We start from the raw sequence: 21,767 nt of genomic DNA on the forward strand, positions 1-21,767 counted from the left end.
GCTATATCGAACGCGCCATCAATCTTCAGAACGACCGCACAATCCGCCCCAACGTCTCCATGGCCTTTTCCGAATCCTCGGTCCACGGGCTGCCATAGTTCAGGCGTATGCAATTTCGAAACCGCTGCGTCGGTGAGAAAATCGGCCCCGGCGCGATGCTGATGCCCTGGGCCAGCGCCATTTGAAACAACTTCAGCGAATCCATCTGCGGTGGCAATTCCAGCCACAAGAAGTACCCGCCTGCCGGCTGGCTGACTCGCGTCTGTGCCGGGAAGTAGCGGGCAATGGCCGCGAGCATGGCGCTTTGCTGTTCCTCCAGCGCATAGCGCAATTTGCGCAGGTGGCGGTCGTAGCCGCCGTGTTGCAGGTAATCGGCAATCGCCGCTTGCGCCGGCATCGAGGCGCACAGCGAGGTCATCAGTTTCAGTCGTTCGATTTTCTGCGCATAGCGCCCGGCAGCGACCCAGCCGATGCGGTAGCCGGGGGCGAGGCTTTTGGCGAACGAGCCGCAATGCATGACCAGCCCCTCGGTATCGAACGCCTTGGCCGGCTTCGGTGCGTGCTGGCCGTAATACAGTTCGGCGTAGACATCGTCTTCGATCAGCGGGACCTGGTGCTCGCGGAGCAATTGGACCAGTTCCTGTTTCTTCGCCTCGGGCATGGTCGCGCCCATCGGGTTCTGAAAACTGGTCATGCACCAGCAGGCCTTGATCGGATGGCGGTCCAGCGTCTGCGCGAGGACGCCGAGGTCGATGCCGTCGCGCGGATGCACCGGGATTTCCACGGCTTTGAGCTTGAGCCGTTCGAGCACTTGCAGGCTGGCATAGAACGCTGGGGCCTCGATGGCCACCAGATCGCCGGGTTCGGTCACCGCTTGCAGACACAGGTTCAGCGCTTCGAGGGCGCCGTTGGTGATCAGCAATTCTTCCATCGGCAGCATCAGCCCGCCGACCATGTAGCGCAGGGCGATTTGCCGGCGCAATTGCGGGTTGCCCGGCGACATGTCGGTGACCACCATGCGCGGGTCCATCTCGCGCGCGGCGCTGGCCAGCGAGCGCGACAGCCGCTGCAGCGGGAACAAAGTCGGGCTGGGAAATGCCGAGCCGAAGGGTACGGTGTTCGGGTCCTTGATCGAATCCAGCACCGAGAACACCAGTTCGCTGACGTCGACTTCGGTGGACTCGCTGACCTGATGGCTGATCACCGGCTCGGAAAACGGGCTCGGCGCATGGGTGTTGACGAAATAGCCGGAACGCGGGCGTGCGCGGATCAGGCCGCGACGCTCTAGCAGGTAGTAGGCCTGAAACACCGTCGACGGGCTGACGCCGTAGGTCTGACTGGCGTAACGCACCGACGGCACGCGCTGGCCGGGGCCGAGGACGCCGGAGCGGATCAGTTCAGCGATGTCGTCGGCGAATTTTTCGTAGCGTTTCATTGGGGGCCTTGGTGCTCTTGATTGTTGTGGTGTGTCAGGGAAAGGCCCCTCACCCTGGCCCTCTCCCAGAGGGAGAGGGGGACTGATTGGGGATGCTCAAGAAACATGCCGACCTGAGCTGGCTGTGTTGAATCCATAATCGACTCGGTTTTGCAGGTTGATGCAGAAAGTCATACACCTCGGTCGGCTCCCTCTCCCTCGGGAGAGGGCTGGGGTGAGGGGCCCGATTCTAACGGCTCAACGATTCATCGGCGCGACAAACCTGCTCGTCGCCACGCTGTATACCTGTGGCTCGTCGCTGTCGGCAATCTTGAAACTCAACGTCTGCGAGCTGCTGCTCGGGCGTTCGCTGGTCATCGCTACGGACACCGGCACATCGACAATCTCGCCGGGCGCCAGGCTCAGCTCGGTCCGGCCTTGCAACTGGAAGCCATCCGCGTCGACCAGGCTCAGGTTGTAGCTCTGCCGTTGTTGGGTCTTGTTGATGACTTTGAGGCTGTAGATGTTCTCGATCTGCCCCGACGCATTCTCGCGAAACAGTCCGCGGTCCTTGGTCACGTCCAGCGAGACCATCGGCCGCTGCACCAACGCCCACGCCAACGCGCCGATCATCACCAACAGCACCAGCGTGTATCCGATCAGACGAGGACGCAGCAAATGCGTCTTGCCACCCTGCAATTGGCGCTCGGAACTGTAGCGGATCAGGCCGCGCGGGTAGTTCATCTTGTCCATGATCGAGTCGCAGGCGTCGATGCACGCGGCGCAACCGATGCACTCCATCTGCAAGCCGTCGCGGATGTCGATACCGGTCGGGCAGACCTGCACGCACAGTTGGCAATCGATGCAATCGCCAAGTCCGGCTTCTACAGGTTTGATTTCGCGTTTGCGCGGGCCACGGTTTTCGCCACGGGCGGCGTCGTAGGCGATGGTCAGGGTGTCCTTGTCGAACATCACGCTCTGGAACCGCGCATACGGACACATGTGCATGCACACCGCCTCGCGCAGCCAACCGGCGTTGATGTAGGTGGCGGCGGTGAAGAACAACACCCAGAACAGGCTGACCCCGCCGATCTGCAAGGTCAGCAGCTCCTCGGCAAGTGGGCGGATCGGCGTGAAGTAACCAACGAAGGTCAGCCCGGTCAGCACACTGATCGCCAGCCACAAGGTGTGCTTGGCTGCGCGGCGTGCCAGTTTGTTCAAGGTCCACGGCGCGGCTTGCAGTTTGATCCGCTGGTTGCGTTCGCCTTCGGTGATTTTCTCGCACCACATGAAAATCCACGTCCACGAACTTTGCGGACAGGTGTAGCCGCACCAGACGCGACCGGCGAACACGGTGATGGCGAACAGGCCGAACGCGGCAATGATCAGCAGCGCCGACAGCAGAATGAAATCCTGTGGCCAGAAGGTTGCGCCGAAGATGTGGAATTTGCTCTCGGCCAAGTCCCACAGCACTGCCTGGCGATCGCCCCAGTTCAGCCACACGGTGCCGAAGAACAACGCGAAGAGAACCCCAGCGCCACTCAGGCGCAGGGTACGGAACAGACCGGTGAAACTGCGGGTGTGAATCTGGTTGTCGCTGGACTTGAACGTTGCCTTCAGCGGGCGTGCGGGCACCTTCTTTATATGAGGTGCTTGGGTCGGCGAAGCTTCAACGGTTCGGACGGGGATTTGTTCGCTCATGGTCGTTCGCTCATCAGCCTCCATCAGGCCGGAGCACTATGAGCGTCGATCTGTTTGCAGAACAGACTCAGGTATTTGAATAAAAAGCGGATCAGATGAGGTTTGGTGAAGAGCCTGCGGCAACTTGAAGCAGCGTGCCGATAAAGGCGCAAACACCTATCGCAGGTGTTCGCGCCAGGTGTTGATCAAGGTCAGTCAAATCACCGAATCACCTGTATCTGCTTTTACGTGTTCGCGACCGTCCGTGGCGCCGGCCACGGTCAGTGCGTCGACTTCGGCCTCGGTCAGGTAGATACGTTGACCATCGATATCGACCGCCGACATGGCTTTATCGGTGTCGGTGATCACCGTAAGGTCGCTGCATAGGCGGATTTCCTCGCCGTTTTCGGTGGTGAAGAAGCACGTCTGTTTCTCGATTCGAACGGGCATGAGCGCTGTCCTTTTTCCATGAGGGTCTTGTGGATTAGGGCGCAAGCGTTGCGGTTGGTTCTGCGCAACCGATTAATGGTCGCCGTTGTCCATCGTTTATCAAGCCAATAACAAGAGACTGCACGATGGGAGACTGGAGGGAAGAAGTGTGGCAAACCCTGCAAGCGGAATTTGCCGACGTCGCCGATGCATCGCAAATCACCCGCATCACCGTACGCCTGGTGATGGCGGCGGTGCTCGGCGGCATTCTCGGCTTCGAGCGCGAACACAAGGGCAAGGCCGCGGGCGTGCGCACGCACATGCTGGTGGCGCTGGGCGCCGCGTTGTTCGTGCTGGTGCCGCAAACGTCGGGCGCGGAATCCGATGCCATGAGTCGAGTGTTGCAAGGCGTGATCGCCGGGATCGGCTTTCTTGGCGCCGGGACCATTCTGAAGAATCAGCAGGGTGACGAGGCTCACGTCAAAGGCCTGACCACCGCGGCCGGGTTATGGATGACGGCGGCAATCGGCGTGGCGGTGGGGTTGGGCAAGGAGGCGACGGCACTGCTGAGTACGATTCTGGCCCTGGCGATCTTCAGCGTGATGCCTTACGTGGTACGAGTATTCGAAAAGGACGTCGACAAGAATGACCACCTCTGATCGAGCACCGCCACGGTGATTCGCTGCCACGGTGATCGTTCCCACGCTCTGCGTGGGAATGCCTCAAGGGACGCTCCGCGTTCCAGCTTCAGAAGGGACGCAGAGCGTCCCGGGCTGCATTCCCACGCAGAGCGGGGAACGATCAGGTGCAAGAGTGGGCTGCATTCCCACGCGGAGCGTGGGAACGATCGGGTACAGAAATCAGACGATAACCGGGGGCATCGTGCTCGGTGGTTCTTCTTTCGGCGGTGGTGTGGTGCCGGGCGGTTCCTGCTCGGGCACCGGCGGCGGTTCGGTTTCCGGCAAGGTCGGTTTGTCGATGTTCGGGTCCGGCGTTTCCGCCGGGATCGGGATAGTCATTGGTAACCTCCGTGTGGCACATGGCGTGGGACGTGCTTAAGTGGGTTGACCACCTTGCGGTGATTTCGATCCGCGGTCGTGACACAGCAATTTCATCTGAACTTTTTCCGCGCTGGTCGCTCGGAACCTAAGTGAGTTCAACACGGGGCGGCTGCCTTGTCGCGAACAGTGATCAGGCACAAGAGCGTCCTTGGGGCGTAGAAGGAGAGATGCTCAATGACTGCTGATAAACCTTCCGAGCACAGCTACAACCCGCACATGCCGCTGTCGCAGGCCTTGCTGCTGCCGCGTATCGTCATCGAAAACACCATGCCGACTCTCGACGGCGGGCAGTTCGCGGTCAAATCGATCGCCGGGCGCGATGTGGTCGTGACCAGCAAAGTCTTCGCCGATGGCCACGACAAACTGGCGGTGCGCATCCGTTGGCGCGAAGCCGGCGCCGAGGTATGGCAGACCGAAGTGATGGCCGATCAGGGCAATAACGGCTGGCGAGGCCAGTTCCGCCCAGAGGAGCAGGGCCGCTACGTTTACTGCATTGAGGCATGGATCGATCACTTCGCCAGCTTCCAGTATGAACTGGAGAAAAAGCACAGCGCCGCCGTGCCGGTGTCGCTGGAACTGCAGGAAGGCCGCAGCATGGTGCAGCAGGCCGCCGAACGCAGCGAAGGTCAGCTCAGCGAAGACCTCGCAGCGCTGCACCACGAATTGTCCGGTCTGCTCGAAACCGAGCAGGTTGCATTGTTCCTGCACTCGCGCAGTGCAGAGTTGATGGCCCAGGCCGATCACCGCGCCTATTTGAGCATCAGCCCTGAATTCGCCGTAGACGTTGAACGTGAACTGGCTGAGTTCGCCAGTTGGTATGAACTGTTTCCGCGCTCGATCACCGACGATCCCAAGCGCCACGGCACGTTCAACGATGTGCATTCACGTTTGCCGATGATTCAGGACATGGGCTTCGACGTGCTGTACTTCACGCCGATCCACCCGATTGGTCGCGCCCATCGCAAGGGTCGTAACAATTCGCTGACCGCCGGCCCGGATGATCCCGGCAGTCCGTATGCGATCGGCAGCGAGGAGGGTGGCCACGAAGCGATCCACTCGCAACTCGGCACGCGCGAAGATTTTCGCCGGCTGGTCGCAGCGGCCGCCGATCATGGGCTGGAGATCGCCCTCGATTTCGCCATCCAGTGCTCGCAGGATCACCCGTGGCTCAAAGAGCATCCGGGCTGGTTCAACTGGCGCCCGGACGGCACGATCAAATACGCCGAGAACCCGCCGAAGAAATATCAGGACATCGTCAACGTCGACTTTTATGCGCCGGATGCGATTCCGAGCTTGTGGGTCGAGTTGCGTGACATCGTCATCGGTTGGGTGAAGGAGGGTGTGAAGATCTTCCGCGTCGACAACCCGCACACCAAACCGCTGCCGTTCTGGCAATGGCTGATCGCCGACGTGCGCGCGCTGTACCCTGAAGTGATCTTCCTCGCTGAAGCCTTCACCACCCCGGCGATGATGGCGCGTCTGGGCAAGGTCGGTTACACGCAGAGCTACACCTATTTCACCTGGCGCAACACCAAGGCCGAGCTGGCTGAGTACTTCACTGAGCTGAACCAGTCGCCGTGGCGTGAATGCTACCGGCCGAATTTCTTCGTCAACACGCCGGACATCAACCCGGCGTTCCTGCATGACTCCGGGCGCCCCGGGTTCCTCATCCGCGCGGCGCTGGCAACCATGGGCTCTGGTCTGTGGGGCATGTATTCGGGTTTTGAACTGTGTGAGTCGGCGCCGGTGCCGGGCAAGGAGGAATACCTGGATTCGGAGAAATACGAGATCCGCGTCCGCGACTTCACCGCGCCGGGCAACATCATTGCCGAGATCGCCCAGCTCAACCGCATCCGTCGACAGAACCCGGCGCTGCACACGCACCTGGGCCTGAAGATCTACAACGCCTGGAACGACAACATTCTGTACTTCGGCAAGCGCAGCGCGGATGGCAGCAATTTCATTCTGGTGGCGGTCAGCCTTGATCCGCATAACGTCCAGGAAGCGAATTTTGAACTGCCATTGTGGGAAATGGGTCTGCCAGACGATGCGACCACCCACGGCGAGGACTTGATGAACGGCCACCGCTGGGACTGGCATGGCAAATACCAGTTCATGCGCATCGACCCGGCGTATCAGCCGTTCGGGATCTGGCGGATCAGCGCTACGTAAGGCTGGCGATTTTCCTGTGGGAGCTGGCTTGCCAGCGATGACGTTGGGTCAGCCAGCATTTTCGGTGCTGTTCCACCGCAATCGCTGGCAAGCCAGCTCCCACAATGACCTCATTGCTTTGTAAAGCAGGTTGTCTTCAAGTATTCAACAGGAGTTTCACATGGCGAAGAAACCCAAGGCAGCCGCCTTCATCAAAGACCCGCTCTGGTACAAGGACGCGGTGATCTATCAGGTTCACGTCAAATCGTTTTACGACTCCAACAATGACGGAATCGGCGACTTTCCCGGCTTGATCGCCAAACTCGATTACATCGCCGACCTCGGCGTCAACACCATCTGGCTTTTGCCGTTCTATCCATCGCCACGTCGCGATGATGGCTACGACATCGCCGAATACCGCGGCGTGCATAGCGATTACGGGACCATGGCCGATGCGCGGCGTTTTATTGCCGAGGCGCACAAGCGCGGCTTGCGAGTGATTACCGAGCTGGTCATCAACCACACCTCGGACCAGCACCCGTGGTTTCAACGCGCGCGCAAGGCCAAGCCCGGCTCGGCGGCGCGGGATTTCTACGTCTGGTCGGATGACGATCAGAAATACGACGGCACGCGGATCATCTTCCTCGACACTGAGAAGTCCAACTGGACCTGGGACCCGGTCGCCGGTCAATACTTCTGGCACCGCTTCTACTCGCACCAGCCGGACCTGAACTTCGACAATCCACAAGTCATGAAAGCCGTGCTGTCGGTGATGCGTTACTGGCTGGACATGGGTATCGACGGCCTGCGTCTGGATGCCATCCCGTACCTGATCGAGCGCGACGGCACCAACAACGAAAACCTGCCGGAGACCCACGACGTCCTCAAGCAGATCCGCGCTGAGATCGACGCCAACTACCCCGACCGCATGCTGCTCGCCGAGGCCAATCAATGGCCGGAAGACACGCAGTTGTACTTCGGTGATACCGATGCCGCCGGCGTCAACGGCGATGAATGCCACATGGCCTTTCACTTCCCGTTGATGCCACGCATGTACATGGCGTTGGCGCAGGAGGATCGCTTCCCGATCACCGATATTCTGCGTCAGACCCCGGAAATTCCCGCCAACTGCCAGTGGGCGATTTTCCTGCGCAACCACGATGAGCTGACCCTGGAAATGGTCACCGACAAGGAGCGCGATTACCTGTGGAATTACTACGCCGCTGACCGTCGCGCGCGGATCAACCTCGGCATCCGCCGCCGTCTGGCGCCGTTGATGGAGCGCGATCGCCGCCGCATCGAATTGCTCAATAGCCTGTTGTTGTCGATGCCTGGCACGCCGACCCTGTATTACGGCGATGAGATCGGCATGGGCGACAACATCTATCTGGGCGACCGCGACGGCGTGCGCACACCGATGCAGTGGTCGATCGACCGCAACGGCGGTTTCTCCCGCGCCGACCCGGCGAGTCTGGTGCTGCCACCGATCATGGACCCGCTCTATGGGTATCAGTCGGTCAACGTCGAAACCCAGTCCGGCGACCCGCATTCGTTGCTGAACTGGACGCGTCGCCTGCTCGCCGTGCGCAAGCAGTCCAAGGCGTTCGGTCGTGGCACGTTGAAGATGCTCTCGCCGAACAACCGGCGGGTGCTGGCGTATATCCGCGAATACACCGATGTCGACGGCAAGCACGAGATCATTCTCTGCGTGGCCAACGTGTCGCGCAGTGCGCAAGCGGTGGAGCTGGACCTCTCGGCCTATGCCGGCATGGTCCCGGTGGAAATGCTCGGCGGTAACGCCTTTCCACCGATCGGCCAGTTGAATTTCCTCCTGACCCTGGCGCCGTATGGCTTCTACTGGTTCGGTCTGGCCGCAGAAAACCAGATGCCGAGCTGGCACGTCGAGCCGGCGCAGAGCCTGCCGGATTTCACCACGCTGGTGCTGAAAAAACGCATGGAAGAACTGCTCGAAGCGCCGTCGCGTACAACGCTGGAACAAAGCATTCTGCCGAACTGGTTACAGAATCGACGCTGGTTCGCCGGCAAGGACGCGGCGATCGAGAAGGTCCACATGGCTTACGGCGTGCGTTTCGGCGATGCCCAGCATCCGGTGCTGCTCAGCGAAATCGAAGTCACTGCTGGCGGCCAGACCCATCGCTATCAATTGCCGTTCGGCTTCATCGCAGAGGATCAGGTCGGCCCGGCGTTGCCGCAGCAATTGGCGCTGTCGCGTGTAAGACGTGTGCGACAGGTTGGCCTGATCACCGATGCGTTCAGCCTCGAAGCCTTTGTGCGCGCAGTGCTGCAAGGCATGCAGAACGACACGGTGCTGGAGTCGGCCGAGGGGGAAATTCGCTTTGCCTCTACACCGCATCTGGAAAAACTCGGCCTCGGCGCGGAGTCGGAAGTGCGTTATCTGTCGGCCGAACAGTCGAACAGCTCGGTGGTGCTCGGCAACAGCCTGGTGCTTAAGCTGATACGTAAAGTCGCTTCTGGCGTACACCCGGAACTGGAGATGAGCGCTTACCTGACCGAGGCCGGATTTGCCAATATCTCTCCACTGCTGGGTTCGGTGATTCGCCGCGATGGCGCAGGCGAAGACAACCTGCTGATGATCGCCCAGGGCTATCTGAGTAATCAGGGCGATGCGTGGGAATGGACACAGAACAATCTGGAACGGGCGCTGCGCGACGAGTTGGCCGATGCCGTCTCCGAGCAGGAGCAACACTACAACGCCCTCGGCGAGCTGAAGGATTTTGCCGGCATGCTCGGCCAGCGTCTGGGCGAGATGCATCAGGTGCTCGCCGCGCCCACTGACAATGCCGATTTTGCACCGCAAGTGGCGTCGGCCAAGGACATGCAGGCGACCGGCAAGGACGTGGCCGCGCAAGTCGAGCGCGCGCTGACCCTGCTCAAGCAGCATCAGGGCGAACTCAATGCCGCCGACCAGAAACTGGTCAAGCGCTTGATCGACGACAAGAAAACCATCCTCGCCCATGTGCAGGATCTGGCGAAAAAAGCCACCGGCGGGCTGCGCATTCGCGTCCACGGCGACTTGCATCTGGGGCAGGTGTTGGTGATCAAGGGCGATGCTTACCTGATCGACTTCGAGGGCGAACCGGCCCGGCCATTGAGTGAGCGCCGTGGCAAACACAGTCCGTACAAGGACGTCAGCGGGGTGCTGCGCTCGTTTGATTACGCAGCGGCGATGACCATCAACGTGCACAACGTCGATAACAGCGCCGAAGCCGAAGCTGCGCGTAAACGCGTCGCCGAACGCTATCTGCGTGAAGCCCGCGAGGCTTTTGTTCAGGCCTATCGCCAGGCAGCGGCTAACCTTGATCATGCCTGGCAGGATCCTGCAGGTGCCGACGCCGCGCTGGCGCTGTTCGGCCTGGAGAAGGCGGCCTATGAAGTGGCCTATGAAGCCTTGAATCGCCCCACGTGGTTGCCCGTGCCATTGCACGGTTTGTATGGGTTATTGACGGGGCTTAAACCCTTTTCCGATCTTGGTGGAGAGTAGTCATGAGTTTCTCGAACAAGGAACAGGGTCAGGTCAAAGAGGCCTTGCTGCCCTCGGCAAAAGATATCGATGCCCTGGTGCGTGCTGAACATCACGATCCTTTTTCCATTCTCGGTCCGCACGGCGATGGCGCTGGCGGGCAATTCATTCGCGCCTATCTGCCCGGCGCACTGAGCGTGGCAGTGCTGGACAAGGACAGCGGCGAAGAACTCGGTCCGCTGGAAATGACCGAAACGCCGGGCCTGTTCGTCGGCCACTTTGCCCAGGCGCGTTCGTACTTGCTGCGCACCCGCTGGGCGGGTGGCGAGCAAGTGGCGGAGGATCCTTACAGCTTCGGCCAGTTGCTCGGCGAGATGGACTTGTACCTGTTCGCCGAAGGCAATCACCGTGACCTCAGTGCTTGCCTCGGTGCGCAGCTGAAAACCGTCGATGGCGTCGATGGCGTACGCTTCGCCGTGTGGGCGCCGAATGCCCGCCGGGTCTCGGTGGTTGGTGATTTCAACGTCTGGGACGGGCGCCGCCATCCGATGCGCCTGCGTCATCCATCAGGGGTGTGGGAGCTGTTCATTCCGCGTATGCAAGCGGGTGAGTTGTACAAATACGAAATTCTTGGCTCGCACGGCATTCTGCCGCTCAAGGCCGACCCGATGGCGCTGGCCACCAGCCTGCCGCCGGACACCGCCTCGAAAGTCGCCTCGCCGTTGCAGATCGACTGGCAGGATCAAGACTGGATGAGCGGCCGCCGCGAGCGTCAGCAACGCGCCAAGCCGCTGTCGATCTATGAATTGCACGCCGGTTCGTGGCAGTGCGAACTGGACGACCTTGGCGAAGTGGCGCGTCAGTACACCTGGCCGGAGCTGGCTGATCGACTGATTCCGTACGTGAAAGAGCTGGGTTTCACCCATATCGAACTGATGCCGATCATGGAACACCCGTTCGGTGGTTCATGGGGTTATCAGTTGCTCTCGCAGTTCGCGCCGAGCGCGCGCTATGGCACGCCAGACCAGTTTGCTGCCTTCGTCAACGCCTGCCATCAGGCCGACATCGGCGTGATCCTCGACTGGGTGCCGGCGCATTTCCCGACCGATACCCACGGCCTGGCGCAATTCGACGGCACCGCGCTGTACGAATATGCCAACCCGCTGGAAGGCTTCCATCAGGACTGGGACACGCTGATCTACAACCTTGGCCGCACCGAAGTGCACGGCTACATGCTCGCTTCGGCGTTGCACTGGTTGAAGCATTTCCATATCGACGGTTTGCGCGTCGACGCGGTGGCTTCGATGCTCTATCGCGACTATTCGCGCAAGGCCGGCGAATGGGTGCCGAACCGTCATGGTGGCCGCGAGAACCTTGAGGCGATCGACTTTCTGCGCCACTTGAACGACGTGGTCGAACTGGAAGCGCCGGGCGCGCTGGTGATCGCTGAAGAATCCACTGCATGGCCCGGTGTCAGCCAGAGCACCCAGCAGGGCGGCCTCGGCTTTTCCTACAAATGGAACATGGGCTGGATGCACGATTCGCTGCATTACATCCAGCAGGACCCGGTGTACCGCGCGCACCATCACAACGAGCTGAGTTTCGGTCTGGTTTACGCCTGGTCCGAACGTTTCATCCTGCCGATCTCCCACGACGAAGTGGTGCACGGCAAGCACTCGCTGATCGACAAAATGCCCGGCGATCGCTGGCAGAAATTCGCCAACCTGCGCGCCTATCTGAGCTTCATGTGGACTCACCCGGGCAAAAAGCTGCTGTTCATGGGCTGCGAATTCGGCCAGTGGCGCGAGTGGAACCACGATCAGCAACTGGACTGGTATCTGCTGCAATATTCCGAGCACAAGGGCGTGCAGAAGCTGGTCGGCGATCTCAATCGACTGTATCGCGAGGAACCGGCGCTGCACGATCAGGACGACGCGCCGCAGGGCTTCCAGTGGTTGATCGGTGACGATGCGATCAACAGTGTTTACGCATGGTTGCGCTGGAGCAAGGAGGGCGAGCCGGTGCTGGTGGTGGCCAACTTTACGCCGGTACCACGTCAAGCCTATCGGGTTGGCGTGCCGTTCGCCGGGCGCTGGAAGGAACTGCTCAACAGCGATGCCGAGACCTACGCCGGTTCCAATTATGGCAACGGCGGCGGGGCGCAGACTGAAGAGGTGCCAAGCCATGGGCAGGCGTTGTCGCTGGAATTGAACCTGCCGCCGCTGGCGGTGTTGATTCTCAAGCCGGAGCGTCAGTAAACCACCCAGATCCTGTGGGAGCGGGCTTGCCCGCGATGACGCGGGCACTTTCAGCATTGACAGTGACTGACACGCCGCCATCGCTGGCAAGCCAGCTCCCACAGGGGGCTATGGGTGAAGCTGAAATCACCAACGCATCCGCACTCCCAGGCTACCAATCAACCCGTTCAAATCATTGTCATCGACGTCGCTGCTGTAATCGGCGCTGACATACAGGCTCACCGTGGGACTCATGCGTGCCACCAGTCCGAGGCCTAAATCCACGGTCGATGACTTGCGGCTGCTGCTGATCTTGTCGACCTGATCCAGGGTTACCGTGCTGCCGGTATAGACCGTGTGCCAGAGGTTGGTGCGCACGTACGGTTCGACCGGCAGGCCGTTCAAATCGTAGCTGCCTTTCAAGCGCGCACCGACGCGACCGCTCCACGCTGTCAGGTCACTCGACGAGGCATTGCCGGAACCGGCGTAAGGCGTGTCGAGGCTGATGCGTTGATTGATCAGCTGCGCCTGCGGTTCCACTACCCAGTTTTCGCTCAGCCCGATGGGGAAACCACCCTCGACCGAGAAGGTCATCGCGCTGCCTTCACTGGCCTGGCGAACGCCTTGCGCATTGCGGCTGAAACCACTGACCCGGCCGGCGCTGGCGGACAGGTCGACGTGCCAGCCCTGAGCGCTGGTCAGGCTGTAATAGGCGCCGAGGCTTTGGCCCTGCAGATTCAGTATGTCAGTGCCGGGGTCGGCGAGGGCGCGGCTGGTCAGCGGGCCGTTGCGATTGGCGTGGATCTGATTGTCGCCACCGATCACACCGACGGTTTGGGTAAAACCGTTGTTGCTTTGCAGGGTCAGCAACGCCGGCCCTTTGCTCTCGCCGCTGCCGGGCATTGCGTAGCCGGACGACAAGACATCGGTTTGCGCCTGCCGCGCATTGCGCCCGTACAACTCGTCCCAAGCCGATGGTGCGAGATTTTCGCTGATCAGTCGTGAGCCGTGCAGATCCTGCCGTGGGCCCTGGTGCTGCGGGTCAGGGGTAATCACCGTGGCGGGAAGCGTCATCACCGGTACGTCCGCACGATACCAGTTGCTGCTGTCATCCTCGGCGGACCCTGCCCGGGCCTCCATGGACGAGCACAACAGGATCGAGCTCGACAGGGTGCAGAAAGTGATTTTGATCTCTTGGGGGGTGAGTGAAGTTTTCATGGCGGTCTACCTTGCGGGCGCATGCGGCATCTCGATGTGGCGCCTCTCCTACCCCGAACGAGGGGCGACCGAATGGAGCGGGGCGAGCCGTGACCGCTCGCTTTTGCGAGTGGCCGGAGGTTCGTCCCGGTAGTAATTCCGGGGTAGTAAGGTAGAGATAAGAAGAGCAGCGGACGTCCGTCAAGAAATTGAACGATGAGTGGTAATTGAAAAGCAGCGTCGTCAACTAATTGATTTGCCGTGCATAGCTAAGCGTTTGTTTGTGTAGGGAATCGGCTTGCAAGCCGCGAGGCAGAGGCATCGGATCGCCGACAGAAGGTCGCCGACGCGGGTGGGCAGCGCTGCGTTTAACGGGTGCGTCAATCGAAGCACTGTCAAAATTGCGTCTACAGATGCACTTCCACCGCCAGCGGCAAATGATCGGAAAGATGCGTCCACGGTTTGTTGCCGAGGATCTGCGGGTCATGGCTGCTGGCATTGCGCAGGTAGATCCGGTCCAGGCGCAGCAATGGGAAGCGCGCCGGATACGTCTTGGCCGGACGCCCGTGATGGCGCTCGAATGCCTCATGCAGATAGTCGCGCCGCGCGAGCGCGGCGTTGCCTTGCAACTGCCAGTCGTTGAAGTCGCCGGCAATGATCACCGGGGCATCGTCGGGCAGTGATTCCAGTAGCTGGCACAGCAGCTTCAGCTGCAATTGCCGGTGACTTTCCAACAAGCTCAAGTGCACGCAGATGGCATGCACCTCGGCGTGCCCCGGCACATCGAGTATGCAATGCAACAAGCCCCGCCGTTCCGGGCCGGTGATCGACACGTCGAGGTTGCGGTATTCGCGGATCGGGTACTTCGACAGCAGGGCATTGCCGTGATGGCCGTCGGGATACACGGCGTTGCGCCCGTAGGCAAAATCGCTCCACATGCTGTCGGCGAGAAATTCGTACTGCGAGGTTTGCGGCCATTCGTTGTAGCGGCTCGAATGCCGTTCATGTTCACCCACCACTTCCTGCAAAAACACCAGATCGGCCGCCGTACTGCGCACCGCTTCGCGCAGCTCGGGCAGGATGAATCGGCGATTGAGTGCGGTGAAGCCCTTGTGGGTGTTGACCGTCAACACGCGCAGGCGATGAATGACGGGTGCGTCGACACGCTGACGCTCGGGTTCGCTGGACACGTTCACTCCTCGAAATTGCGCACGCTTGTTCATGCGACTGATGGGGAGGGGTGGCAGTTCCGTCTTATGGTCATTGAATACCACCGACCCCGTGTGGGAGCGAGCCTGCTCGCGAAAGCGCTGGGTCAGCCGAATGAAATGTTGAATGTGACGGCCGATTCGCGAGCAGGCTCGCTCCCACAGGGCTCACTCCTACAGGGGGGCGATCATTGTCAGACGAAGACAATTTCATACGGCAGGCGCATCCGCTCCAGAATTGCCGGCGGCAGCAACGGCGCGATGCCGATGGCCGGCTCACCGTTGAGCTGGCTGGCGTAGGCGTGGGTGGCGTGGCTTTTGCGCGCGACGGTCCAGGTGTCGAGGCGCAGTTTGCGCGCCCGTTCCCAAGGGATCGATGACTGCTCGCGCTCCGGCCAGTGCCAGGCCCAGACCGGCACGTCATGGTAGCGGGCGCCTGCCTGCTCGGCGGCTTTGGCGCTGGCTCGACCGACCGCTTCATGGTCATCATTGCCGTCGTTGCACCAGGTGCTGAATACCACGTCGCCGGGGCGCAGGTAACGGCCGATGAACTCGCAGATCTGCGCTTCCTGCTCGCGCAACGCGTTGTCGGTGAAACCGCCGCGCACCCATTTCAGGCTGTGCATCGGCAGGCCGAGGCGGCGCAACGCTTCGACGCTTTCCTGTGGGCGGAACACGCTGAGGCGTTTTTCCGACCATTGCCGCGAGCCGGGGTGGCTGGCGCTGCCATCGGTGATCGACAGCAATTGCAGCGGGTGGCCAAGGTTGGAAAGCAACTGCAGGAGGCCGCCGCAGGTCACCACCTCATCGCCGGGATGCGGAGCGATCAATACGGCGCGGGCGCCGGCGGGCACCAGGCTGAGGGTGTTGATGACGGGAATGCTGTCGAGCTGCGCGGCCGAGTTCCAGATTTGCGCCGGCAGGTTGCTGTCATTGAGGATGAGCGGTTTCATGAGTGCGACGTCCTTGTGTGGCATGCCCGGCGTCATCGGTCACAAACGCTGGCCGCGAACGCTGATGGCAAAATGGATTGCAATGCTGCGGTGCTCCGACCCTTGGGTTACCGCGATGCAGAGTATTGCTCAAGACGCGGGATTCGTCGCGTCACAGATCGATCTGATCCGCATTTTTTTCGCCTGACTGTGCCAGGTTGCGCAAAAAGTCGCCGAATCCGCCACGGGCGCGGCTGTCGAGGCGGGCGCTGGTGTGCACCCGTGGACGATGGCTCCAGGCGATGTGCGCACCCGCGCGTTCCAGGGCGCGCACCAGGTGCACGTCCTCATCGCAGGCCAACGGTTTGAAGCCGCCGGCGCTTATGTAGGCTGCGGCGCTGAAGCCCAGATTGGCGCCGTGGATATGTCGATGCCCCTCACGCGCTTGATAGTGGCGGTGGTAGCGGATTTGCGCGGCTTCATCGACCGAGTCGGGCCAGTGCTCGACGGTCACCGTGCCGCACACCGCGTCCGCCTGCAGGCCGAGCTGGGCGACCAGCCAATCGTCGGCGACGCGGCTGTCGGCGTCGGTGCAGGCGATCCAGCGTGCGCCGCGCTCGAGTAGCCACCAGGCGCCGACTGCGCGCGCTTCGCCGACATTGCTCGCGTCAATCGGCAAGCTGAGCACCGGGTAGCGACTGACGATCTGCGCCGAGCGATCGGTGCAGCTGTCGAGCACCACCAGCACTTGCACTTCCTCGCCGCCCAGTTGCGCATGTTCACTGGCGCGCAATGCGGCGCGCAGGCACTCATCGAGCAAGGCCTCTTCGTTGTGTGCCGGAATCACGATCCCAATCAACGCAAGCCCTCCAGCGCCGCCACCGAACGTGGCTCGCGACTCCACACCTCAAGAATAAAATCCGCTTCCTGATGCAGCGCCAGACGCGGCAATGCCAGCTGTTCATGGATCTGATCGTGGACCTGGCGTGCATTCAACGGGCAGCCCTCGATCGGCGGGCGCCAGTGGCAGGCCAGTAATTGGCCGTCGGCGGTCAGGGAGTTGCTGATGTGGCGGATCACTTCCGTCAGATCCTGACGGTCGAGGTAGTAGCCGATTTCGCTAAATACAATCAGGTCGAATTTTTCCTCGGGCCAGTGACCGGGGAGGCGGTTCTGCCGCACTTCGACATGGTCGAACAGGCTCAAGCGCGTTTGCGCCAGCTTCACCGCCGCGGCGGCAGTGTCGCAGCACAGCAGACGACTGCAACGGTTGGCCAGCTCGGCGCTCAATTCACCGTTGGCGCATCCCGGTTCGAAGATCGCCCGATAGTGCGGACGCGGCAGTGTGGCGAGGGTGATCGCGCGTTTACGCTGTTCGTACCAGCGTTGACGGAACGCCCACGGGTCGTCGTTACCGGCAAACAAACCGTCGAAGTAACGATCCTCGACACTCACAGGAACACCACTTCGAACGGCTGCAACAGGCGTTCAAGGACATACGGTGCCAATACCGGCGCAAGTCCGGCATCGCGATCGCCTTCCAGTTGGCTGGCGAACGCATGGGCGGCGTGGCGTTTGCGTGCGACGTGCGTTGGCGACAACAAAATCTTGCGCGCGCGCTGCCACGGCACCGCCGCGTCTTCCGGCGTTGCCCAGTGCCAGGTCCAGACGGGTAATTCGTGGCACACCGCGCCGGCCCGACGCGCTGCTTCAACACTGGCGCGACCGACCGCTTCATGATCGCTGTGGCCGTCCTCACGCCACGTGGTAAACAGCACGTCATGCGGATGCAAATAGCTTTGAATGAACTCGCTCAGCGCCTGTTCCTGCACCGCCACCTGTGTGTCGGTGAAGCCACCGCGCAGCCATTTCAGGCTGTGCATCGGCAAACCGAGACGGCGCAAGGCTTCGGCAGATTCCTGCGGGCGCACGATGCTCAGGCGTTCGACCGGCCAGCGGGTCGAGCCGGGATGGCTGGCGCTGCCGTCGGTGACCGAGATCAGTTGCATCGGCCGTCCGGCCGCGGCGAGCAGTTGCATCAGCCCGCCGCAACCGAGCACTTCGTCATCCGGGTGCGGCGCGACGATCACGGCCCGCGCGCCGGGCGGTACCAGGCTGAGTACATCGATTACCGGTAGTTCCGCCAGGCGCCGCGAGTTCTGCCACTGATGCAGCGAGGTGCCCTGGCCGACAATCGGGTTGGCTTTCATAGCGCCCAGACCTCGCCGGGTTGCTGCGCGACCCTTTGCCCGAGGGCGGCGAGATCACGCTCGGCATGACTCTGGCGCAGGAACACCGGCAGGTCCGCCACCAGATGCGCGAAGCGCCGGTCCTGACAAAACGGCCCCGCGCCCAGTGCGCGGCCGGTGTCACGCAAAACCTGTTCTGCGGATTGCTCGACCACCGCCCGCGCACGCCGCGCCAGCAGTTCGGCGTCGGCTTCGGGCTGGGCGTCGATTTGCAAAGCGCTGAAGCGCAGCACGTCGGCGGCCGCCTGCAAGGCAGCGTCGACCGCACCGAGGTGCGCCAGCGCGTGCGGCTCATCGCGTTCGGCACAGTGTTGGCGTAAACGTTCGCCGATCTGCCGCGCCGCACCGTACCAGCACGCGGCAATGCCGATCCCGCCTTGCCAGAAGCCCGGCCGTCGCAGGTAGTCGCCGGGATCGCCGATGGCTTGAGCTTCGGCATTCTCGAATACGACCTCGACGCTGCCGGTGGCGCTCATGCCCACGGCTTGCCAGCCGTGCTCGGTGATGGTTACGCCGGGTTGGTCGAGGGCCACCGCAACCAGTTGCTGCTGATCGTCAGCGTCCCACGCCGTGAGCAGGGCATGGCTGAGCACCGCGGCGCCGGAACACCAGGCCTTGCGCCCGTTGAGATTGACCATGTGCCCGGCCGGGCTGACCTTTACCCGCGCCTGCGGCGGTTCTGCCGCCCACATGCCCCAGGTGCTGCCCGGCGTCGGGGTGCCGCCCAATTGTTCGATGATGGCCAGCGCGTCGGTGTGCCCCTCGTAGAGTTTGCACAGACCCAGATCATGCCCGCCGACCGCCGCCAGACGCTGAAAACGTTCCAGGGTGTGACCGCTGCCGGGCAGTGGCAAGCGATCCAGTCCGGCCTCGACCATGGCCCGCAGGCATTGGCCGAGGGCGGCAGTGGCGGGGTAATCCGGCGCGCGTCGGGCCAGATAACTTTGCAGGTCCATATCACTCTTCTTCGTCGCGTTGCAGTTCGAACAACAGCAACGAGCGCCCGGTCACCGAGTATTCGTGGCCGAATTCGAAGCGTTCCTGGCCGCGAATCGCCGGTTGATTGGTATCGACCATGCACGTCCAGAAGCCGCCGTCGGGCACTTCCGGCAGGACGAAATTGACAATGTCGTGGTGCGCGTTGACCACCAGCAACAGCGTCGCGTCGGCCCCCTTGCGGCGGATCCCGGTTTCCTGCGCGCGACCGTCGAGCAGCATGCCCAGGCAGCGGTTGTGCGCATCGTGCCAGTGCTCGGTGGTCATCTCGGTGGCGTCCGGCGCCAGCCAGGTGACGTCCTTGACGCCGATGTCCTCGTTGTACTCGCCGACCAGGAAACGCCCACGACGCAGGATCGGGTAGGCCAGACGCAGCTTGATCAGGCGCTTGACGAACTTCAGCAGGGCCTTGCCGTCTTCGCTCAGGTCCCAGTTGACCCAGCCGATTTCGCTGTCCTGGCAATAGGCATTGTTATTGCCGTCCTGGGTGCGGGCGAACTCATCGCCGGCGACGATCATTGGCGTGCCTTGGGCCAGCAGCAACGTGGCGAAGAAGTTGCGCATCTGCCGGTGGCGCAGGGCGTTGATTTCCGCATTGTCGGTCGGGCCTTCGACGCCGTGGTTCCACGACAGGTTGTTGTTGCTGCCGTCCTGATTGTTTTCGTCGTTGGCCTCGTTGTGTTTGTCGTTGTACGAGACCAGATCGTTGAGGGTGAAACCGTCGTGCGCGGTGACGAAGTTCACCGAGGCATACGGCCGGCGCCCGCGTTGATTGAACATCTCGCCCGAAGCGGTCATGCGGCTGGCGAAGTCGGCGAGCTGGCCGTCATCACCTTTCCAGAACGCGCGCACGGTGTCGCGGAACTTGTCGTTCCACTCGACCCAGCCCGGCGGGAAATTGCCCACCTGATAACCGCCGGGACCGCAGTCCCACGGCTCGGCGATCATTTTCACCTGACGCAGCACCGGGTCCTGACGGCAGGCGACGAGGAAGCTGTGACGCTCGTCGAAACCGTCGTGATAACGCCCAAGAATGGTCGCCAGATCGAAGCGGAAACCGTCAACGTGCATCTCGCTGGCCCAGTAGCGCAGCGAGTCGGTGACCATTTGCAGCACGCATGGATGGCTCAGGTCGAGGGTGTTGCCGGTCCCGGAATCGTTGATGTAGTAGCGCTTGTCGTCGGGCATCAAGCGGTAGTACGAGGCGTTGTCGATCCCGCGCATCGACAGGGTCGGGCCTTGCTCGTTGCCCTCGGCCGTGTGGTTGTAGACCACATCGAGGATCACTTCGAGATTGGCATCGTGCAGGTGCGCGACCATCTCCTTGAACTCGGCGATCTTGCCGCTGGCCAGGTAGCGCGGGTCCGGGGCGAAGAAGGCGATGCTGTTGTAGCCCCAGTAGTTGGTCATGCCTTTTTGCAGCAGATGCTGGTCATTGACGAAGGCATGGATCGGCAGCAATTCGACGGTCGACACGCCGAGCTTGCGGACGTGTTCAAGCACGTCGTCGACCATCAGCCCGGCAAAGGTCCCGCGTACGTTTTCCGGCACGGAAGGGTGACGCATGCTGATGCCGCGCACGTGGGTTTCATAAATGATCGTCTTGTCCCATGGCACGCTGACGCGGTGGTCGTTGCCCCAGGTGTGCGCCGGGTCGATGACCTTGCACTTGGGCACGAACGGCGCGCTGTCGCGTTCATCGAAACTGAGGTCGGCGTCCGGATGGCCGATGGTGTAGCCGAACAGCGCTTCCGACCACTTCAATTCGCCGACCAGTTGCTTGGCATACGGGTCGATGAGCAATTTGTTGTGGTTGAAGCGATGGCCGTTGGCCGGATCATAAGGGCCGTAAACGCGGTAGCCGTAGATCAGGCCGGGATGCGCATCGGGCAAATAGCCGTGGTAGATCTCGTCGGTGTACTCGGGCAGTTCGATGCGCTCGAGTTCGACTTCACCGGCATCGTCGAAGATGCACAGTTCGACTTTGGTGGCATTGGCGGAAAACAGAGCAAAGTTTACCCCCAGACCATCCCAGGTCGCACCGAGCGGGAAGGGCAGGCCTTCACGGATTCTGGACGGCTCGGCATGCGCGGCGGGCTCGGCTTTTTTGGACGGGTCATGATTGCTCCTGCAAAAAACAAATTCTGGGCTGATGCAAAACCCTGTAGGAGTGAGCCTGCTCGCGATAGCGGTGTGTCAGCCAACCAAAGTGTCAATGGGTACACCGCTATCGCGAGCAGGCTCACTCCTACAAAGGGATGTGTGTTTCTTGAGGGCGAGTTGGCCCTCGATGGCGAGCAAGCCCGCCACACGTTCGTTCAGTTCAATACTCGAGTAGCGTCAGATCGCCGGAGGCTTTCTCGGCGCGCGCGGTTTTTTCTCGACGGCTTTTTCGCCTGGCGGCACCACTTTCGGGGTGCTGGCCGGCTTGGCCTTCGCTGCCGGTTTGGCTTTCGCCGCCGGCGTGGTCTTGCCGTTTACCGCTTTACCCTCAGTCGCCTTGCTGGTCGCGGTCTTGCCGGCGGTTTTGCTGCCCGTGGCCTTTGGCGGCTTCTTCGGCGCCAGTGCTTCGGCCTCGGCCAGCTTGCGCGCCATCTCCCAGTGGCGCTCCTCATGGCCTTCGGGTTTACCTTCCGATTCCCATATCTGATAAGCGAATTCGCGAATGCGTTTATCGTCGGTGCTCATCGCAATACTCCTGAACTGAACTC

At 61.6% G+C, this 21,767-nt stretch carries 17 protein-coding genes; 4 read left to right on the forward strand and 13 right to left on the reverse strand.

Annotation, left to right across the window (positions count from 1 at the left end; all coding sequences use genetic code 11):
* Window positions 1-25 precede the first annotated feature (25 nt).
* From mapR to M0746_RS11030, 3 genes are all read right to left on the reverse strand, one after another.
* Window positions 26-1,435: a GntR family transcriptional regulator MpaR gene (gene mapR, locus M0746_RS11020; RefSeq protein ID WP_258449188.1), complete on the reverse strand. Its 1,410-nt coding sequence runs from the start codon at window positions 1,433-1,435 to the stop codon at window positions 26-28.
* A 237-nt stretch (window positions 1,436-1,672) separates the two neighbouring features.
* Window positions 1,673-3,115, reverse strand: a complete 1,443-nt coding sequence (gene ccoG / locus M0746_RS11025) for a cytochrome c oxidase accessory protein CcoG (protein WP_258449189.1) — start codon at window positions 3,113-3,115, stop codon at window positions 1,673-1,675.
* Window positions 3,116-3,310: 195 nt separating this feature from the next.
* Entirely contained in the window at window positions 3,311-3,544 is a 234-nt protein-coding gene (locus tag M0746_RS11030) for a DUF3203 family protein (protein WP_258449190.1), read from the reverse strand.
* A gap of 125 nt (window positions 3,545-3,669) precedes the next feature.
* Here M0746_RS11030 and M0746_RS11035 point away from each other — a divergent pair, with 125 nt between their 5' ends.
* The gene (locus M0746_RS11035; protein WP_208941017.1) at window positions 3,670-4,182 is read left to right on the forward strand and encodes an MgtC/SapB family protein; all 513 of its coding nucleotides are present in this window, start codon (window positions 3,670-3,672) and stop codon (window positions 4,180-4,182) included.
* A 201-nt stretch (window positions 4,183-4,383) separates the two neighbouring features.
* On the opposite strand, the gene M0746_RS11040 is transcribed toward M0746_RS11035, so the two are convergent.
* Complete coding sequence (locus M0746_RS11040; RefSeq protein WP_258449191.1) at window positions 4,384-4,542, reverse strand: hypothetical protein; 159 nt, start codon at window positions 4,540-4,542, stop codon at window positions 4,384-4,386.
* Window positions 4,543-4,758: 216 nt separating this feature from the next.
* Here M0746_RS11040 and M0746_RS11045 point away from each other — a divergent pair, with 216 nt between their 5' ends.
* The 3 genes from M0746_RS11045 to glgB all read left to right on the forward strand — a co-directional run bounded on the left by M0746_RS11045 (window position 4,759) and on the right by glgB (window position 12,495).
* Entirely contained in the window at window positions 4,759-6,756 is a 1,998-nt protein-coding gene (locus tag M0746_RS11045; RefSeq protein ID WP_258449192.1) for an alpha-1,4-glucan--maltose-1-phosphate maltosyltransferase, read from the forward strand.
* Window positions 6,757-6,916: 160 nt separating this feature from the next.
* Window positions 6,917-10,258, forward strand: coding sequence for a maltose alpha-D-glucosyltransferase (treS, locus tag M0746_RS11050; protein ID WP_258449193.1), 3,342 nt, complete (start codon window positions 6,917-6,919; stop codon window positions 10,256-10,258).
* Window positions 10,259-10,260: 2 nt separating this feature from the next.
* The gene (gene glgB / locus M0746_RS11055) at window positions 10,261-12,495 is read left to right on the forward strand and encodes a 1,4-alpha-glucan branching protein GlgB (protein ID WP_258449194.1); all 2,235 of its coding nucleotides are present in this window, start codon (window positions 10,261-10,263) and stop codon (window positions 12,493-12,495) included.
* Window positions 12,496-12,621: 126 nt separating this feature from the next.
* Here the strand turns inward: glgB and M0746_RS11060 are convergent, their stop codons facing one another.
* The 9 genes from M0746_RS11060 to M0746_RS11100 all read right to left on the reverse strand — a co-directional run bounded on the left by M0746_RS11060 (window position 12,622) and on the right by M0746_RS11100 (window position 21,744).
* Window positions 12,622-13,692, reverse strand: a complete 1,071-nt coding sequence (locus M0746_RS11060) for an autotransporter domain-containing protein (protein ID WP_258449195.1) — start codon at window positions 13,690-13,692, stop codon at window positions 12,622-12,624.
* Between the two features lie 386 nt (window positions 13,693-14,078).
* Entirely contained in the window at window positions 14,079-14,861 is a 783-nt protein-coding gene (locus tag M0746_RS11065; protein WP_258449196.1) for an endonuclease/exonuclease/phosphatase family protein, read from the reverse strand.
* A gap of 212 nt (window positions 14,862-15,073) precedes the next feature.
* Window positions 15,074-15,832: a PIG-L deacetylase family protein gene (locus M0746_RS11070; RefSeq protein WP_258449197.1), complete on the reverse strand. Its 759-nt coding sequence runs from the start codon at window positions 15,830-15,832 to the stop codon at window positions 15,074-15,076.
* A 151-nt stretch (window positions 15,833-15,983) separates the two neighbouring features.
* Window positions 15,984-16,670, reverse strand: a complete 687-nt coding sequence (locus tag M0746_RS11075; RefSeq protein ID WP_258449198.1) for a glycosyltransferase — start codon at window positions 16,668-16,670, stop codon at window positions 15,984-15,986.
* Complete coding sequence (locus M0746_RS11080; RefSeq protein WP_258449199.1) at window positions 16,667-17,266, reverse strand: nodulation S family protein; 600 nt, start codon at window positions 17,264-17,266, stop codon at window positions 16,667-16,669. Before M0746_RS11080 ends, M0746_RS11075 begins: the two co-directional genes overlap by 4 nt.
* On the reverse strand, window positions 17,263-18,021 hold the full coding sequence (locus tag M0746_RS11085) for a PIG-L deacetylase family protein (protein ID WP_258449200.1): 759 nt from the start codon (window positions 18,019-18,021) through the stop codon (window positions 17,263-17,265). Before M0746_RS11085 ends, M0746_RS11080 begins: the two co-directional genes overlap by 4 nt.
* On the reverse strand, window positions 18,018-19,016 hold the full coding sequence (locus M0746_RS11090; RefSeq protein WP_258449201.1) for an acyl-CoA dehydrogenase: 999 nt from the start codon (window positions 19,014-19,016) through the stop codon (window positions 18,018-18,020). The genes M0746_RS11085 and M0746_RS11090 overlap by 4 nt, the downstream gene beginning before the upstream one ends.
* Before the next feature lies 1 nt (window position 19,017).
* Complete coding sequence (gene glgX / locus M0746_RS11095) at window positions 19,018-21,210, reverse strand: glycogen debranching protein GlgX (protein ID WP_446731339.1); 2,193 nt, start codon at window positions 21,208-21,210, stop codon at window positions 19,018-19,020.
* Between the two features lie 186 nt (window positions 21,211-21,396).
* Entirely contained in the window at window positions 21,397-21,744 is a 348-nt protein-coding gene (locus tag M0746_RS11100) for a DUF2934 domain-containing protein (protein ID WP_258449202.1), read from the reverse strand.
* Window positions 21,745-21,767 lie beyond the last annotated feature (23 nt).

Origin of the sequence: Pseudomonas sp. S11P7 (assembly GCF_023195435.1) — a bacterium.
Taxonomy (GTDB): domain Bacteria; phylum Pseudomonadota; class Gammaproteobacteria; order Pseudomonadales; family Pseudomonadaceae; genus Aquipseudomonas; species Aquipseudomonas fluorescens_G.

Coding starts and splice junctions, on each gene's coding strand:
- mapR (WP_258449188.1), bottom strand. CDS start 1,435: ATGAAACGCTACGAAAAATTCGCCGACGACATCGCTGAACTGATCCGC.
- ccoG (WP_258449189.1), bottom strand. CDS start 3,115: ATGAGCGAACAAATCCCCGTCCGAACCGTTGAAGCTTCGCCGACCCAA.
- M0746_RS11030 (WP_258449190.1), bottom strand. CDS start 3,544: ATGCCCGTTCGAATCGAGAAACAGACGTGCTTCTTCACCACCGAAAAC.
- M0746_RS11035 (WP_208941017.1), top strand. CDS start 3,670: ATGGGAGACTGGAGGGAAGAAGTGTGGCAAACCCTGCAAGCGGAATTT.
- M0746_RS11040 (WP_258449191.1), bottom strand. CDS start 4,542: ATGACTATCCCGATCCCGGCGGAAACGCCGGACCCGAACATCGACAAA.
- M0746_RS11045 (WP_258449192.1), top strand. CDS start 4,759: ATGACTGCTGATAAACCTTCCGAGCACAGCTACAACCCGCACATGCCG.
- treS (WP_258449193.1), top strand. CDS start 6,917: ATGGCGAAGAAACCCAAGGCAGCCGCCTTCATCAAAGACCCGCTCTGG.
- glgB (WP_258449194.1), top strand. CDS start 10,261: ATGAGTTTCTCGAACAAGGAACAGGGTCAGGTCAAAGAGGCCTTGCTG.
- M0746_RS11060 (WP_258449195.1), bottom strand. CDS start 13,692: ATGAAAACTTCACTCACCCCCCAAGAGATCAAAATCACTTTCTGCACC.
- M0746_RS11070 (WP_258449197.1), bottom strand. CDS start 15,832: ATGAAACCGCTCATCCTCAATGACAGCAACCTGCCGGCGCAAATCTGG.
- M0746_RS11085 (WP_258449200.1), bottom strand. CDS start 18,021: ATGAAAGCCAACCCGATTGTCGGCCAGGGCACCTCGCTGCATCAGTGG.
- M0746_RS11090 (WP_258449201.1), bottom strand. CDS start 19,016: ATGGACCTGCAAAGTTATCTGGCCCGACGCGCGCCGGATTACCCCGCC.
- M0746_RS11100 (WP_258449202.1), bottom strand. CDS start 21,744: ATGAGCACCGACGATAAACGCATTCGCGAATTCGCTTATCAGATATGG.